The following is a 16,527-nucleotide window of genomic DNA, read 5'->3' as shown; positions in this document are numbered from 1 at the left end:
CTGTTGAACAGAAAATACTGAACAAATTCTCTACACCCATATCCTTAAGGATGATTAATTTTCATATAAAGATAAAGAGGTTCAAGACATTTACAGAACTGCATCAGCACATCTACCATAGATCTATATACCGACAATTCCCTCTTAACTTTTAAAATAACAAGCCGAAAACAAGGAGTAGAAATGAGGCATCTTAGTCATACTTTTACACCTTGACCGGGAAAAGATGATCCTTATGCTTCCTTGCTCATATCTTGCATGAAAAGGACACACGATGATCCTGTCTTTCCGGCAGCAGGAAATCATGGATGCGGCTCGTGAATCCGGAAGGGTCCTGGTTGATGACCTTGCGTCCCGCTTCCAGGTCACACCGCAAACTATCCGCAGGGATCTGAACGAGCTGTGTGAACGTGGCATGCTGGCCCGGGTCCATGGCGGTGCGGTGCTGGCTTCTGGGATCGAGAATGTCGGCTACGAAACACGCCGTGTCATCGCTGCCGACGAAAAGAACGAAATCGGGCGGCTGTGTGCATCGGAAATACCGCACAACGCATCCTTGTTCATGAACATTGGCACAACGACAGAAGCTGTTGCTCGTGCCCTGCTGGGCCACCGGAATCTGCTTGTCATTACCAATAACCTGAATGTTGCGAATACACTGACCCAGAACCCATCATGCGAGATCATTGTCGCCGGTGGCCTGCTTCGCCGCTCTGACGGTGGCCTGGTCGGGGAAGCCACAGCCGAGTTCGTCAAGAAGTTCAAGGTTGACTACGCTGTTATCGGGGCATCGGCCATGGACGAGGATGGCGCTCTTCTGGATTACGACTATCGGGAAGTGCGTGTCGCCCAGGCTATTATTGAGAATGCACGTCAGGTGTTTCTGGTCGCAGACCGCACAAAGTTATCGCGATCGGCACCTGTACGGATCGCCCATATAAGTCAGGTTTCGGCCTTGTTCACAGATGAGGTGAACTCCCCTCGCCTTTCCCAGGTCTGTACCCAAGGGGGCGTCAAGGTCTTCTGCACCGCAAATGCCATGACCCGGATCAGTGTCCTGCAAGACTAATCCTTACAGCGACCCTGCTCCTGCAACCATGATACAAGACCGGAAGCCGCGTGAGCACCTGTTGCCAGGCAGGCTGTCAGCAAATATCCTCCGGTAGGTGCTTCCCAGTCCAGCATCTCTCCGGCGCAAAAAACGCCCGGCCAGGATGACAGCATCAGCGAGGAGTCCAGTTCTGCCCGCACCACACCCCCCGCCGAACTGATAGCCTCGGCTATGGGGCGGGGGGCTGACAGCGACACAGGCAACGCCTTGAGGAACCGGGCCAGATCATCAGGACGGGACAATGTAGAAGGATCGACACACTCGCGGAGCAACGCGGCCTTGACGCCCCCCAGCCCAACAGCCTTTTTAAGAAATGTTGACCAGGACTGACGACCGCGGGGTGATGAGAGACTTCGCACCACCTGCTCATAGCCCCGGTCAGGCAACAAATCCAGACAGGGCACAGCGTAGCCATCTCTTTCCAGCGCATTCCGCAAAGCGGCTGCAAAGGCATAGACAAGGCCACCCTCTACCCCGCTGCGGCTGACAATCATTTCGCCCTTCCGGGTAACGCCTTCAAAAGACAACGCTACAGCCTTGAGAGGTTCCCCTTCCCAGCGGGCCATAAAATGATCGGACCAAGCCCTCTCAAAACCGCAATTGGCAGGACGCAGCGGGGCAATGGAAAGACCTGCAGAGGCCAGAATATCAACCCAGGCCCCGTCAGACCCAAGCCGCGGCCAACTGGCACCGCCCATCGCCAATAACACAGCACGCGCACGGACAGATACGCCCCCTTCCGGACTTTCAAACACCCAGTCTCCGGACGAAGCACGTCCGACCCAACGACAACGGGTGTGAATGACGACGCCTTGGCTGCGAAGCTGCCTGAGCCAGGAACGCATTAAAGGGGCCGCCTTGAAGTCAACAGGAAAGACACGCCCCGATGTACCCACAAATGTCGCAATCCCGAGATCGGCAGCCCAACGCTGAACGTCTTCTGGACCAAAAGTCCTGATCATAGGTTCCAGCCAAGACCTTTGCTCACCATAACGACCCAAGAAAAGATCCTCAGGCTCGGAATGCGTCAGGTTAAGCCCCCCTCGACCTGCCAACAAAAACTTGCGCCCGGGGGAAGGCGTGGCATCAAAGACATGCACATCCGGAAAAACAGATGAAATCTTCTGTGCGGCAATCAAGCCAGCCGGCCCTGCCCCGATGATAGCCACGTTCACGGTCTTCACAGATGTACACATTACGTCTTTCCAGCCTGATCAGGCGCGGACCATAGCAGTGTCAAAACCTGAAAGCCAAGGCCCATTCACCCGCCATGAACCCGAGTATGACCAGATCATGGCGCTTGCTCAAATGGGCCGGGCGTGCATCATGGGGACAAAACTGAACGATAGGTTTCTTGGTGGACTATGGCTCTTGATGATCTGGATCGACGCCTTCTGGCACTGCTACGCGATAACGCGCGGCTACCAGTTGCATCCTTGGCGGGCATTCTTGGCGTGTCACGCGGCACTGTCCAGAACCGCCTTGATCGCCTTCAAACAGACGGGGAAATTCTTGGTTTCACAGTGCGAACCCGCTCTGAGGTAACTGGACCTACCGAAGGGGTGCGCGCCATTACGCTGATCCACGAACAAGCGCGCACCAGCGAGAACACCCTGCGGGCCCTGCGTGAAATCCCCGAAGCAAAAACCATCTACACGTCCAATGGACGTTGGGACATCGTTATGGAAATGCAGGCGCAATCCTTGTCAGAGCTGGACAATGCCCTGTCATACATTAGAAAGCTGAAAGGTGTGGAGATCACAGAGACCATAATACTTCTCACACCACACAAGCTGTAAGAATGAAAGAAAATGAACGAAAAAATACCGCTATAAAACCAGAATAAAGCCTGGATTGTATGTCCTCTTTTGCACATATAAATAGAATTGAATACTGAGCAATAAAAGGTAAAATACGGGAACGGTAGTAACTGCTTCGGGTAATCTTTGCCATGCCGTTTGATATTTATGGAACGTACCATGATACATGCACAGAAGGCTTGGATCCGGATCCCTGCTCCCCAGCGGGTCGTGTGATTGCCATTCGCGGCATTCACGCCTGTCTGACATACTTGCTTCACGAGGCTGAAGCCCTGAGCCCGGAACTTGCCAGCTCTATCCATTCAGCTATCAGCGCAGCTGAAGATGTCATGCAAAAACAACCCGACATGCGTAACTAAATTACCCACGGCCACTTGCTTGATCTACCACCCCGGATCATCACGGTAGCGTGGTGCTGCTTGCGTGCAATTGCAGCAAATTCCCGGTATGCGCGGTACCACGCAGAGAAAGAGATAAAACCCATGGGTTGATATGCCGATATTGTACAAACCATAAGAAAACTATCCACCCACCGAGACCAAGGTGTAAACTTGTCTGCACAGTCAAATAGCGATGCAGACAACAACTGCCGAGACAGCCAAATTCCACCTTGCATACCAAGGTTTTTTTGCCTGCTCGCTTTTGGTCCTTCCTGTTCGTGTCCATCCCGTCACAGGCCAACATCAGTCTGGGAAAAGAGCTGGCACAAGCAGTTCATTGCGTTCATTATCGTGCACAACAGGGGATCACTGGAGAGTGTGAAAACATGGGTGACTTGACCCCCAGCCAAGGGCATATCGTACCTTCAACAGGAGGGCGTACCGCCGCTGGTCGTGACGAGCAGGTTTTTGTAACTGTCTACGTCGAACGCCAGCTGTTTGGGATCCCGGTAGAACGCGTCCAGGACATTCTGGTCCCCGAAAAGATTGCCCGCATCCCGCTCGCACCTCCCGAAGTCGCGGGCTCCATCAACCTGCGTGGCCGCATTGTAACCGTTATAGATGTGCGCACCCGCCTAGGCCTTCCCAAACAAGCTGAATCCGAAACACAGGGACACGTCATGTGCGTCACGGTGGAGCTGGGCCAAGAACTGTATAGCCTCAGGGTCGACAGTGTGGGGAATGTTCTGACACTGCCAACGCGTGGTGTAGAGCAGAATCCATCCACGCTTGATCCACGCTGGCGTGGCATCTCGGCCGGCGTTGTGCGGCTGGAAGGAGAATTGCTGATCGTCTTGGACGTCGACTCCTTCCTGGCTTTTGGAGAGGGCGGCTTCACGTACGCCAGCCGGTAGGACGCCTTTTATCAAGGAGATTGAGGGTGCCCGTCTAGGCAATAGCCTCAGACAACTGGTCACCGGATTCGTGCTCCAGAGACAGCACTTCACGCTCGACAGCCTCGACAAGGGCCTGCATGAAGCTTTGCTCTACCTCGTCATAACCTTCTCCCGACTTGCTCTCCCAGATCCGTCCCTGATCCTCCAGACGTCTCAATGCCTCTACCAGACGGGGGCAACCAAACAGCATGGCATTCCCTTTCGCGGCATGTGAAATGCGCACAACATCTGTGCTTCTGCCCTGAATAACCATCTGACGTAACTCTGTAATATGGGCCTGCATCGCCTCCAGAAAACCAGGCAACAACGTCACAAGAGATGGAGAAACAGAAACCGGCTGACCGGAAGAAAGACGCGAGACAGTTCCACGCATGGATGAATTAACACAGGCCGTAATGTTGTTCCCCGAAAGGAAACGATCAAGAATCTCAAGTAACTGTTCGCGTCGCAGTGGTTTGATAACATAGGCGCAGCAACCCGCCTCCAGAGCCGCTTCACGATCCTCATCCCGGGAACTGGCCGAAACAGCAACAACAGGAACAGGCTGACGGCCAGCGCATTGCTCAGCAAAGCGAATACGCCGTACAGCTTCTATCCCGTTAACCTCGGGCATCTGGATATCCATGAAGACAAGGTGATACCCCCCTGGCCCGGATTGAAGGCAATCGATGGCTTCTGCACCGTTCTGCGCCTCGACAACACAAAACCCAAGGCGGCTCAACATTTCACAAATCACCAGTCGATTAAGATCGGAGTCATCAACCACCAGAACTTTTATAGCCTCGGGCGCCCTCTCCCAAACCCGCGGCATACGGACTGGCAGAACATCTTTTACAAGATTGACACGTTCCGGCCCAACAGAGAGAGGAATTGTAAAACTGAAAACCGATCCCTGCCCAACAGCACTGGATACAGAAATCTTGCCACCAAGCAAGGTAACCAGACGCCTGGAGATAGCCAAACCAAGACCGGAGCCAACAGACTTCCCTATCAATTCACGATTGACCTGGACAAAGGGGTCAAAGATGGAATCACAGGCCCCTTGTGCAATACCGACACCGGTATCCTCAACATCAAAGCAGAGGACCCCATGATCTCCGGATGAAGAGCCCCGCACACGGACCTCGACATGACCAACCTGTGTAAACTTCACAGCATTGCCAACAAGATTGGCCAAAATCTGACGCAGACAACGGGAGTCCCCCACCCATGTTGCCGGCAATTCCGGGGCGACAACCGCACGCATTTGTATTCCCTTGGCTTTTGCTTCGCCACGGAACATGTCCGTAACAGCCCCCACAACACGCCGCAGGTCAAATGGTTCAGTCTCAATCCGTATACCACGGGCTTCGATACGCGAAAAATCAAGGACACTTGTCAGAAGATCCAACAGATGATCACAGGCACGCTGCAAGACACTCACATGCTCTCTCTGCGCTTCCGTCAGGTCACTGACCGACAAAAGATCAACCAGGCCCAGAATCCCGCTCATCGGGGTACGAATTTCATGACTGATCATGGCCAGAAAATCTGACCGCGCTTTCCCCGCTGCTTCGGCCTCATGTTTTGCCCGTCGTAATGTCTCCTCAACATGAAGGCGCCTGGTTGCATCACGAAGGGTAATCACCAGCTCCTGTGGCCGACGCTCCGGCGAAACACCCGGTATAGCCCGCCCACGCAGCGACAGGGGGACAGAACGCCCGTCACGGGCAAGCCCGCCGATCAACTCCGCAAAGGTCTGCTCCGGATCCAGGAAAAGACCGTGCAGGGCACAGTGAAGGCGGCTCCGGTCTGCCGGAGCAATAACAGCGAGAAGATCCATCCCTTGCATGGTACCCGGAGGATAGCCAAAAAGATCCCCCGAGGCGGCGCTATGAAAGGTAATACGCAGATCCGCATCCAGAACCACCACCAACTCGGGCAGATACTCCAGAACCGAACGATGGCGAACCTCGTGCTCGGCAAGCCGCTCTGACACATCACGGTGGCTGGCATTGATACAGTACTGATGGACAAGTTCGCGATAACGTGCCCACCCACCGGCAAGGAGAAAAATCCCGTAACCGATACCGGCAAGCCCGATCAGCGGTAAAATAGGCCCATCATCGCCGGCAAGAACAGCCGCAGGAAAGAACAAGGCCCCACTTGCAAAACCAAACATACCCGCAGGCAACGGCGCGTAATTCAGAACCGTAATCGCAGCAACAGCAACCAGAACCAGCAGGTACAAAAAGCCTTCAGGTCCGGGCAAAGCACCCCCGAACGTTACAATACCGCTTCCCCAGGCCAGGCCTTGCAAGACAGCCAGAACAGAAAGGCCGACTTCACAAGTCAGGAGTGCCGATGAGATAGTGGCAAGGCGGGCACGCCAGAATATTCTCCAAACAACAGCAAACAATCCACATGCAAGAACACTGCCCCCCCAAAGGATCCCGCCAACCATATCAACAGGAACAGCGAACAAGAGGGCAATAACCGCCAGGGAGGCAGCTATATTGGCCAGAACGCGAGCAGCTATGGAGCCAGACAAGTACCTCCGGAGCAAATGCTCCCGCAACTGACAGGACGTACCCGACGGAAATGAACCCTCCCCCACATCAACGAACCAGAACACAGTGCCTCGCCCACCCATACACACCCCAAGGCGTAAAGGAAGCACAGATACCACCAGACAAGCAAGGACAGGATGTCAGTCAGAGGAGATATCCACGTCACGGTATACTTGTGCACGGCCACCACGCTTGGCCGCATAAAGAGCACGATCTGCAGAAGCAAGCAGCTGATCTGCAGCAATACCTGCTGTCAGTTCCGCCACACCGGCACTGAATGTAAGGGTGAATGTTTCCGAACCACTGTGATGGGTAATATCACGGAAGGCATCCAGAAGCTCTCCCCCCACCCGCAAGGCATCGGACCCCTTGGTACCGGTCAGTAGAATGGCAAACTCTTCCCCACCAAGACGACCACACAGGTCACCGGACCGTAGCCGCTGGCGCAAAAGACGGGCCAAGGATTGCAATACGGCATCACCAGCCGGATGCCCCCACGTATCATTAACTTTCTTGAAATAATCAAGATCGAGAAGCATGACAGACAGTGGATTACCGCTACGATGAGCCTGCGCAATCTCGACCTCCAAGCGTTTGTAGAAAGCGGCGTGATTGAGCAGACCGGTCAAGCCATCACGACTGATCATACCCTGCAACTGCCGGGATCTCAAAATACGCTGCCGCACCAAGGCAATCAGATACTCCATGTCAACCGGCTTGGTGACATAGCCATCTCCACCAGCCCGAATGGCATCAATGCGTGATTCCAGATTGTCATCCCGTGTCAGGAAAATCAGTGGCAAATTTGTATAAGCGGGCTGCTGGCGTATAGCGGCCGCAACCTCAAGACCACTGAAGTCAGGCATATGCCGGTCAATGACCAGCAAGTCTGGCCGGAACACGCTGATCACATCCAGAATATTTTCGGCATGCGGCAATGTTTCGCACGAAATACCAACCTCGGACAGCACGTGCTCGCAGACGGCCAGAATGGCTTCGTCATCATCAACGATAAGAACACGCGGTACGGCATAACCAATGGGGCCGGCGGCATGCTCTATGGCATCAACAACCTCGGCGCCGCCGCTGCTGATATCGATGACAGAACCCGCACCGTTATGCCACGCATCAACACGGCACCGCAGATCTATCTTGTCTGATAAAATAACCAAGGACACGGAAGGTGGACACAGGGCACGAACCTGATCAGCAGAAAGACCGGATACCGTGGCATGCCTGTCAAACAACACAGCGCGTAGCTGATTGTCCTGTAGCAATTTCATAAAACAATCCCGATTACTGCACAGGGATAGCTCCAGACCAAAGGGGTGGAGCTCCTGGGCTAACCGAGTGAACTCCCCAAGCGCAGAGGACACGAGGGCAATAGTACGGGGCTGTCCCGATGGTGCATCCTCTGTAGCATCATGAGACAGGGAAAAAAGGGTGCTGTCTTCCGCATTGGTTGCTTCCATACGCAGAACAACGCGCTCGAACAAAGCGCGCATTTGCCGAACATCACGTACAGAAGGTGGAGACTGACGCTCGACCAGTGCATTGATCATCACTTCCAGCGCCATGGCCGCACGCCCGAGCGCCGCAAACCCCATACTGCCGGCAGATCCAGCCAACTGATGGGAATCACGCCGGAAATCAGCAAAGCAACGATCAAGACGGATATCCTTACCCGTCTCGGCAAGCGACACAAAATGATCAACGGCTTCCTGCATCGATACACGCCGTGCATCGAGGGAGTGAACATACCGTATAATCAAATCACGCAGCTTGCCTTCGGTCATATACCCTCCGCGCGCTGCCAGATTGTCCGGACTTGCTCAGCCAATGTCATGGGGTCAAACGGCTTGCTGATAACGCCGGCCGCTCCCATATCAATGTAGCGGGCCACTTCGTGCGACTGGACCTTGGCTGTCATGAAAGCAACAGGAACACGATCACCGCCCGGAAGCTTCCGCAAGGCTTGCAGGGTACCCGGGCCATCCATGCCCGGCATCATAACGTCCAGAAGAACAATCTGGGGATCTGCCGAGGGAAAAGCCGACAACGCCTCGTCTCCCGATGAACAGGCCGTTACCTTCAATCCTCCAACATCGACCAGGGCCAAGGTGGCAATGGCTTGAATATCAGGGTCATCTTCCACGTAAAGCACCCGCTGCAGGGTCACCATGAACCCTCCTTGCCATGTCCTGTCGGTTGCGCACGCCCGGAATCACCAACAGCCGGAATATCAACATAAAATGTTGTTCCCTGCCCTTCAACTGAATGAAATCCAATGTGTCCACCGTGATGCTCGACGATCGCCTTGGCAATAGACAAGCCAAGCCCGGTCCCCCCCTTGGCGCGGCGATCCGTGGAGTCGGCCTGTGAAAACTTCTGAAAAATATCGTCATGAAAACTTTCAGGAATACCGGGCCCAAAATCCTCTACCGTCAGATGCACCATCGATCCCGACAACTGGACGCCAACGTTGACAGCGCCGCCAGATGGAGAAAACTTGACCGCATTCGACAGAAGGTTTGTCACAACCTGGAAAAGCCGGTCCCTGTCCCCATGTACCATGACATGGTCTGGTAAAGCCGCCGCAATAACCTTGACCTTGTACTGGTTGGCAAAAGCCTCGTTATCCGTAATGGATCGCCTTATAACATCAGATAAATCAATAATCTGCATGTCAAAGACCATGCGCCCTGCTTCTATCTTCTGGATATCCAGAATGTCATTGACCAAGCGGATAAGACGCTCACAGTTTGAATGGGCAATATGGATCAGCTCACTCGCCTTCTCTGGAAGAACACCGGCCGCACCGGCACCAACCAGCCCCAGTGATCCACGGATTGACGTCAAGGGCGTTCTTAATTCGTGACTGACTGTAGACACAAACTCACTTTTCATTCTCTCCACACGCTTGCGCTCAGAAATATCACGCACTACACCAATAAAGAGACGAACACCACCAATCCAGACTTCACTGACCGCCAGTTCAATGGGAAAAAGCTCTCCGTCCTTTCGCAGAGCCTCCAGCTCGCGCACCATCCCGATAGCCTTGGGAACACCGTGCTCCAGATAATCGGCAATATACTGCCCATGATGAGCTGCATAAGACTCTGGCATCAGCATGGATACATCGTGGCCCATCATATCGGCCGCCGTATAACCAAACATTCTTTCTGCCGCAGGGTTGACAGACAGAACCATGCCTCGCTCGTTGATTGTTATAATCCCATCAACAACGGTATTAACAATGGTACGAAACCGCTCCTCACTGTCCTGCAGCGCCTGCCGGGCCAAGTAGCTTTCCGTAATGTCCAGGGCTGTTCCCCGGAATCCATTCAGATGGCCATCCTCTGCCAGAATGGGAAGTCCGGACAAACGTAAGCGAACAGATGTTCCATCGGCTCGTGAAGCATCCGCTTCCATCCGGAATCCTGTCAAACGACCCAGGGAGGACTCAAGAAACCTCCGGGTCTCTCCACGCATGAAAGAGACAAACAGACAGCCCTTCATATCGGGCGGTCGATAACCAAGAACACCCTGCACGCGCTCCGTCACAAAGACGATACAACCGGCCGCATCAACTTCCCAAACAAATTCCCCTGATGCTTCAGCAACATCCCGGAACCTTTGCTCGCTTTGCCGCAAGGCACTTTCAGCCGAAAGGCGGCGGCTGATGTTACGGGCTATCGCGAAAATACCGGCACTGTCACTAACCGCCGTAAAGGACAGGGGCGTCTTGCTACCCCCTGCCCCCGTCACATGAACAACAAATTCCTCAACCCTTGCCCCCTCGATCAAACGGGCGACAACATCATGAAATGCCTTGCGGTCATCGGAAACAACAAAATCCGATAACAACCTGCGGAGCAGACTGCCCGGTTCTACCCCCAGCACATATCCCCACGCAGGATTGACCGACACAAAAGCACCCTCTGGATCCAGAATGCACACCGGATCCGGAGACAGCTCGAACAGACGGTTACGATCTGCAATGGCCCGGGAAAGTGGCCACCACAGCAGGGACAGGGCGACCAATGCTCCGAAAAGAAGAAACAGTTCCCGTACAAGGGTGCTGTACCACTCTGCCAAGGCAACCGACCATGGCCGGGACAAAATCAGGGCCAACGGCAAATCCTCGACCCGGCGGATGACCGTCATCCACTGTTCATCCTCAAGAACAGTATCGACCAGCAGGGACTCTTCTACCGGCAATGGGCCCAGAGGGAGGCTATACACCTTGCGCCCTGTCCAGTTGTTGCGCTGGGGAGGTACTTCGGCCTCAACCACCGCACCCGTTCCTGTCACAAGGACAACAGACGCCCCGGTTCGTGAGGCAAGATAGCGAACATGCGATGCAAGAGGGACCGTCCCGACTGTTGCAAGGATTACCCCGGAAAACGCCCCGTCAGGACTGGACAAACGGCGCGCCATGGCAATAAACCATTCGCCGCTGATACGGCCGGTTACGGGGTCGCCGACAAACAGGACGTCATTGCCTTCGTTCAACCCATCAGCAAAGAAACGAAAATACTGCCGGTCTGCAACATTGAGACGGGGAAGAATGTCGTAACCACTGTGAAAAACAACATCACCATTCTGGTCAAAGACCAGGATATCATCAATTGCAGGAGTAGACATGGCATGGCGGCGTAACTGGGATACAATGCTGGCATAGCGTGACTGAACGTCAAAACTGCCTGCCTCCAGAACAGACAGCGCCGAGATCAGGGCCACATCGACCGCCCGCAGGGAAGACGAAAGAGCCGCCGCAGACGCCCCAACCATCGCCACGGCCTCCCGGCGCGATGATTCCAGCGCACGGCCATGGCTCTGCCACTCGAACCAGATTGTCCACAGGACAAGAAGGCCCAAGGCAGAAAGCATGATAACAATCACAGACCTGTTCTGGCGCACGGGAACGGCCTTTCCCACAGCCAAGCGGACACAGATACGCCTACAACATCATCTAACGGTAACAAAAATACATATTAAAGACGAAAGAGAATTCTTTTGCTGGAAAAGAGTTGGTCCGCATACCCTTGATCAGGGTTCATCATGTATACGCCGGAAAAAATAACAAGAAAGACCGTGATCAATTGAAACAGGGCCGGGTCCGCGCATGATAATCAGCAACAGGGCTGCTGCCCATGTCGCATGATCAGGCCATAAATTCGGGTAGACAAAAACTTGGATGATCAAGGTCATACCCAACAAACCCAAAGCCCCCACGCGGGTCGCAAGACCCAGAACAAGCAGAACCGGCAAAATATGCTCGGCCCAAGCAGCCATATAAGCCGCCATCTCAGCGGACAACAGCGGTAATCTGTATTCTTCCCGGAACAAAAAGATAGTTTGGTCTGTCACAGACCATCCATCAACCTTTGTCCTTCCGGATCGCCAGAATATTCCAGCTATCCCAACACGGGCGCACAGAACCGGAACCCATTCAGGACACCGCGCAACAAGACCCAAGCCACCATACCATGCGCGTATAAGGTGATCTGCAAAAACAACCATCTTTCACTCTCCCGAAGACCGGACTCCGGCGAACCATTGCCCGCCCAGCGCCCTGATCAGGAAAGCCTGCAGGTCAAAGTCTGGATGCAATGCCAAGGTACCCGATGCAGCCTGTCCGAAACGCTCACCGGAAAAGCACCGCTGCAGGAATACAGACCCAGGCTGGCCAATATGTTCCACCAGAACCTTACTGCCAGGCCGCACCAGCAACAAAAATTCGGGCCCATCGCCAAGGGAAACAGTGGCAACATCCTGATCTGCGCACGGCACCATGTTGGCCAGCCGAATGGTATTGACCGGCCACAAAGATGAGAACAGGCACGAAGCCGCACGAGGGACAAAGACAAGATCGTCAATAAACGCAGGATTAAGACCAGACAGACTGGCAGGGTCAAGATTCGGGCTTTCCGCATGCCGGCTGACACGATGACATTCCCATTCAAGGGCAGCCACATCGACCAGCCAGGGCATGGCAGACAGACTTTCCTGCCCGCCCAGGAATGCAGGAAACCCCTCTCCAGCATCAACCAGGCACGGAACATGAACGGGATGGGCCCTGAAAAAGGCCCGAACCAAGCCTTGGAAGCAATCTGCGCCAACCAAGCGGCGCACAGCTGGAAAAACAGCAGCCATGGCATCAAGTTGACCGAACAGAATCGTATTCCGGTGAACAGACAGCCCCGGCCCTTCCAGCCATTCATCAAGGTGATGCAAGGTGTCGTTCTGCCCAAGAAGAACCTTGGCAAAGTACGACTGCAAATCCGCCCAGGACGGGGCCAGGCGATCAGGAAAGACAGGCACGGGCGTCCTCCTGAAGCAGGATATCCTGTACTACAGCGGCTTCATCCAAAAGCGTGGCCAAGGGGGGAATGTTAGTGTCCCACTCCACCAGAACTGGAAGCACACCACGTATCGCAACAACCTGTCGCAAAAGATCCCACACCGAAGATGACACACGGCTCCCGTGATCATCGATCTTCAGGGTCCGGCCATCATCCAGAATAGTCTGATGATGGCCGGCTACGTGAATTTCTTCCACTAAATCGAGAGGGAACGACCGCATCCACGGCTGGTAATCCAAGCCCATGTTATGGCAGCTGACCACGACATTATTGAGATCAAGCAGCAATCTACACCCCGTCCGATGCACCAGGGCTGCAAGAAACTCGGGCTCCGGGATAACAGAGTGGCGGAACCAAAGGTAACTGGACGGATTTTCAATCAGGATAGGCCGCCCCAGCGCCTGTTGGAGTACATCGACATTACGTACCACAACGTCCAGGGTTTCGTACGTCAGCGGCATGGGAAGAAGATCATTAAAATAGGAGGAATCATGCGTGCTCCACGCCAGATGAACAGAAAACAGGCATGGATTGAAGCGGCGATATAGCGCCAGCATACGCGTGAGAAACGCACGGTCATCGCCACAGGATGAACCAGGCGATAATCCTACAGAATGAAATGACAGGGGCCACCGTTCTGCAACTTGACACAACGCAGCCAGCAGCCCTCCACCCTCCATCAAATAATTTTCGGGGTGAATTTCCAACCAGCCCGGCTGGAATTCTTTACCCGGATGCAGCCTGACAAGATCGGCATGATGCTGCGGCCTGAACCCAATTCCAACCATGGAAGAAGGAGCCATACCTGCATCCGGGATCCACATACCCACAGGACAGAACCGCGCTGTTACGTTTTCGGCTCAAGGGAACCACCGGAAATCTTGGTGCAGGTTCCCTTGGGAACAGCAATGAAAGCATCACCCTGGCGGTCTACCTTGGATGTTCCGGCACACGATGATGTAGCTGTTGCACAGTCATTCTTCCCAGCCGCAGCAATACCGTAGCACTTTTCCATTTCAGCCTGCGCAAAAACAGCCGGCGAAACAGCACCAACCGCCATCACAAAGGCGGCCGCCGAAACAGTCATGGTTCTGGCCATATTTCTCATGATGAAACACCCCTGCTCAAAATTACCCGCACTCCCCGCGGACGCAACAGTCTAGCAAAATCAGGGGATCACACTGATCACATATGTGTGAGCGGAGAAAGATCGGATCGCTGCTTGCCACGCAGGGCCAACGCGGCCAGCGTTTCATCAAGAGCCTGCCTCAACACAGCTCCATCCGAACCACCAGCAACCAGAAGTTCTGCCAGTTTCTGACACCCCATACGACGGGCTGTCAGCTGAAGATCGGCAACAGACAACGTGCCATTCTTGGCGTCTGCACCACCACACAGGGCCCGGACATCATCCAGGAAAATACCCAGCAACACGTCCACCTGCTCGGAACCAAGAGCACGATCAAGGTGATCAAGGATCGTATAGTCCAAGGTATGGGAGCGACCATCTGCCCCCTCTACGCGATCAAGGTTGCTATCCACTGTCGGAGCACACGGCAGCATGACCCGAACTGTAAAGGATGATCCCTGCCCTTCCTGGCTGTGCACAGTAATACGGCCATTCATCGCACCAACTATCTTTCGGCAAATGGCCAGCCCCAGACCCGTACCCCCGAAACGCCGGGAAATGGAACTGTCTGCTTGCGAGAAGTGTTCGAACAAACGATCGAGCTGTTCATCCGGAATGCCAATGCCGCTGTCCACAACACGGAGATCCAGCAACATGGATCCATAATCATCATCAGCATGCTCCCCCTCTGCAGGAACAACAGCGGCTTCCGCATGCAGACACACATATCCCTTTTCTGTAAACTTGAGGGCATTTGACAAAAGATTGAGCAACACCTGCCGCAGCCGGGATGGATCGCCAAAGACCGGAAGATCAACAGGCCCTTCGGCATCCCATGACAGACTGATATCCCTCTCGGCAGCAGCGCCTGCCATCAACGCCATTACATCGCGGATCATGTCACGGGGCACGAAACGTACTGTTTCCAGATCAAAGTGTCCCGACTCCAGCTTGGAAAAATCCAGAATGTCATTCAGAACTTTCAGCAGGGATTCACCGGATCGCAAAATCAGGTCGGACAGTTCCTTCAAGTGTTCGTCATCCAGATCGTCGCGCAAAATCTGGGCCATACCAAGAATGCCGTTCAGGGGAGTCCGGATTTCATGGCTCATGACAGCCAGAAAATCCGATTTTGCCCGCGCTGCCTGCTCGGCATCCAAGCGGGCCTGACGCAGGGTTTCCTGATACTGGTGGCGCTGGGTCACGTCACGCACGGTTGCAACGAATTCCAGAATGCCCTGATGCTCCATACGGCTGATGGACAGATCCATCGGGAAGACAGACCCATCCAGACGCTGCCCAGTCACCTCACTGGCTTCTGTCCATTGCTGCGGCATAACACGACCGGCACGGCACTCGGCGAAGGTACGCAGAACATCCGTACTATGCGGAGGAGCAACCAGATCCTTCAGCGAAAGGCCATTGTGAACCAAGGAAGATGAACGAAAAATAGCTGCGGCAGCAGGACTTGCTGAAAGAATGGCACCTTGGTCATCCGTGACCAGAACGCCTTCCGGAACAGCATCAAGAACCGCACGGTAATGAGCCTCGCTTGCCGACAAGGCCCGCGTTCTCTCCTCCACCATCTGCTCCAGCGCCACATTGCTGTCAGCCAGAACACGACGGCTGTCTTCCAGTGCCTCGATAGCCTCATAGGCACGCAATGCCGAAATGGTCAGGGTCAATAATTTCTGGGCCGTCAGCTCTGTCTTCGACTTGTAGTCATTGATGTCGTAACGCATCACGACATCCCGCTCCGGGGCCTGCCCGGGCTGTCCGGTCCGCAGCACAATACGCATGGCATCCAGCTTCATGATGTCACGAACATGCGAGACAAGTTCCAGGCCCGAATTCTCGGTTTCCATGACAACATCAAGAAGCATCAGCGCAACATCGCGGTTCTGCTCGAGGAGAGAGACAGCCTGACGGGCCGAGTACGCTGACAGCATCCGGACAGGACGACTACGGAAACTGAAATCGCTGAAAATAATACGTGTGATATGATGAACCTCGACGTCATCATCAACAACCAAGACCTTCCATGCATCCTGCATGGAAGGATCTGTTTCTGCCGGAAGCGGTATCAATCCATCCGCAGCAACGCCGGTACCGGCTGGCTCGGGCAGAAAGTCGATCGCATCATCAAGATCCATCATGCAGGGTATAATCCAGAACACTGTGCCAAGGCGGGTATTGTGCCCATCCCACCTTGTC

At 54.3% G+C, this 16,527-nt stretch carries 14 protein-coding genes; 4 read left to right on the top strand and 10 right to left on the bottom strand.

The genetic code is table 11. The annotated features are described in order from the left end of the window. Window positions 1–274: 274 nt before the first annotated feature. Window positions 275–1,069, top strand: coding sequence for a DeoR/GlpR family DNA-binding transcription regulator (locus HEQ60_RS00365; protein WP_168068430.1), 795 nt, complete (start codon window positions 275–277; stop codon window positions 1,067–1,069). On the opposite strand, the gene HEQ60_RS00360 is transcribed toward HEQ60_RS00365, so the two are convergent. Then, window positions 1,066–2,307, bottom strand: a complete 1,242-nt coding sequence (locus HEQ60_RS00360) for a TIGR03862 family flavoprotein (RefSeq protein ID WP_168068428.1) — start codon at window positions 2,305–2,307, stop codon at window positions 1,066–1,068. The two genes, HEQ60_RS00365 and HEQ60_RS00360, sit on opposite strands and share 4 nt — an antisense overlap. Window positions 2,308–2,475: 168 nt before the next feature. Between HEQ60_RS00360 and HEQ60_RS00355 the strand changes: the two genes are divergently transcribed. The 3 genes from HEQ60_RS00355 to HEQ60_RS00345 all read left to right on the top strand — a co-directional run bounded on the left by HEQ60_RS00355 (window position 2,476) and on the right by HEQ60_RS00345 (window position 4,225). Then, window positions 2,476–2,910 (top strand): Lrp/AsnC family transcriptional regulator, encoded by a 435-nt coding sequence (locus tag HEQ60_RS00355; RefSeq protein WP_066135189.1) that lies wholly within the window; start codon window positions 2,476–2,478, stop codon window positions 2,908–2,910. Window positions 2,911–3,062: 152 nt separating this feature from the next. Then, window positions 3,063–3,290 carry a hypothetical protein gene (locus tag HEQ60_RS00350; RefSeq protein WP_168068426.1) on the top strand — a complete coding sequence of 76 codons (228 nt, stop codon included), beginning with the start codon at window positions 3,063–3,065 and terminating at the stop codon, window positions 3,288–3,290. Window positions 3,291–3,697: 407 nt separating this feature from the next. Then, window positions 3,698–4,225, top strand: coding sequence for a chemotaxis protein CheW (locus tag HEQ60_RS00345; RefSeq protein ID WP_066136762.1), 528 nt, complete (start codon window positions 3,698–3,700; stop codon window positions 4,223–4,225). Window positions 4,226–4,259: 34 nt separating this feature from the next. On the opposite strand, the gene HEQ60_RS00340 is transcribed toward HEQ60_RS00345, so the two are convergent. The 9 genes from HEQ60_RS00340 to HEQ60_RS00300 all read right to left on the bottom strand — a co-directional run bounded on the left by HEQ60_RS00340 (window position 4,260) and on the right by HEQ60_RS00300 (window position 16,469). Then, window positions 4,260–6,926, bottom strand: coding sequence for an ATP-binding protein (locus HEQ60_RS00340; RefSeq protein WP_209315340.1), 2,667 nt, complete (start codon window positions 6,924–6,926; stop codon window positions 4,260–4,262). A gap of 30 nt (window positions 6,927–6,956) precedes the next feature. Continuing rightward, a complete protein-coding gene (locus HEQ60_RS00335) occupies window positions 6,957–8,612 on the bottom strand; it encodes a diguanylate cyclase domain-containing protein (RefSeq protein ID WP_168068422.1) in 1,656 nt (551 codons plus the stop codon). Next, window positions 8,609–8,998, bottom strand: a complete 390-nt coding sequence (locus HEQ60_RS00330; RefSeq protein ID WP_168068412.1) for a response regulator — start codon at window positions 8,996–8,998, stop codon at window positions 8,609–8,611. Before HEQ60_RS00330 ends, HEQ60_RS00335 begins: the two co-directional genes overlap by 4 nt. After that, window positions 8,992–11,721, bottom strand: a complete 2,730-nt coding sequence (locus HEQ60_RS00325) for a PAS domain S-box protein (RefSeq protein ID WP_168068410.1) — start codon at window positions 11,719–11,721, stop codon at window positions 8,992–8,994. The genes HEQ60_RS00330 and HEQ60_RS00325 overlap by 7 nt, the downstream gene beginning before the upstream one ends. 147 nt (window positions 11,722–11,868) lie before the next feature. Further along, window positions 11,869–12,342 (bottom strand): DoxX family protein, encoded by a 474-nt coding sequence (locus HEQ60_RS00320; protein ID WP_168068408.1) that lies wholly within the window; start codon window positions 12,340–12,342, stop codon window positions 11,869–11,871. 3 nt (window positions 12,343–12,345) lie between these two features. Then, on the bottom strand, window positions 12,346–13,143 hold the full coding sequence (locus HEQ60_RS00315) for a putative DNA-binding domain-containing protein (RefSeq protein ID WP_168068406.1): 798 nt from the start codon (window positions 13,141–13,143) through the stop codon (window positions 12,346–12,348). Continuing rightward, a complete protein-coding gene (locus tag HEQ60_RS00310; protein WP_209315339.1) occupies window positions 13,127–13,987 on the bottom strand; it encodes a DUF692 domain-containing protein in 861 nt (286 codons plus the stop codon). The genes HEQ60_RS00315 and HEQ60_RS00310 overlap by 17 nt, the downstream gene beginning before the upstream one ends. A gap of 44 nt (window positions 13,988–14,031) precedes the next feature. Further along, entirely contained in the window at window positions 14,032–14,292 is a 261-nt protein-coding gene (locus tag HEQ60_RS00305) for a DUF2282 domain-containing protein (RefSeq protein WP_209315338.1), read from the bottom strand. A 77-nt stretch (window positions 14,293–14,369) separates the two neighbouring features. After that, window positions 14,370–16,469: an ATP-binding protein gene (locus tag HEQ60_RS00300; RefSeq protein WP_168068404.1), complete on the bottom strand. Its 2,100-nt coding sequence runs from the start codon at window positions 16,467–16,469 to the stop codon at window positions 14,370–14,372. Window positions 16,470–16,527: the final 58 nt, after the last annotated feature.

The sequence above is a fragment of the Haematospirillum sp. H1815 genome (genome assembly GCF_012102705.1).
Lineage (GTDB): Bacteria > Pseudomonadota > Alphaproteobacteria > Rhodospirillales > Rhodospirillaceae > Haematospirillum.
The sequence above is the reverse complement of the archived record's forward strand: the minus strand, read 5'-3'. Positions and strand labels throughout refer to the sequence as shown.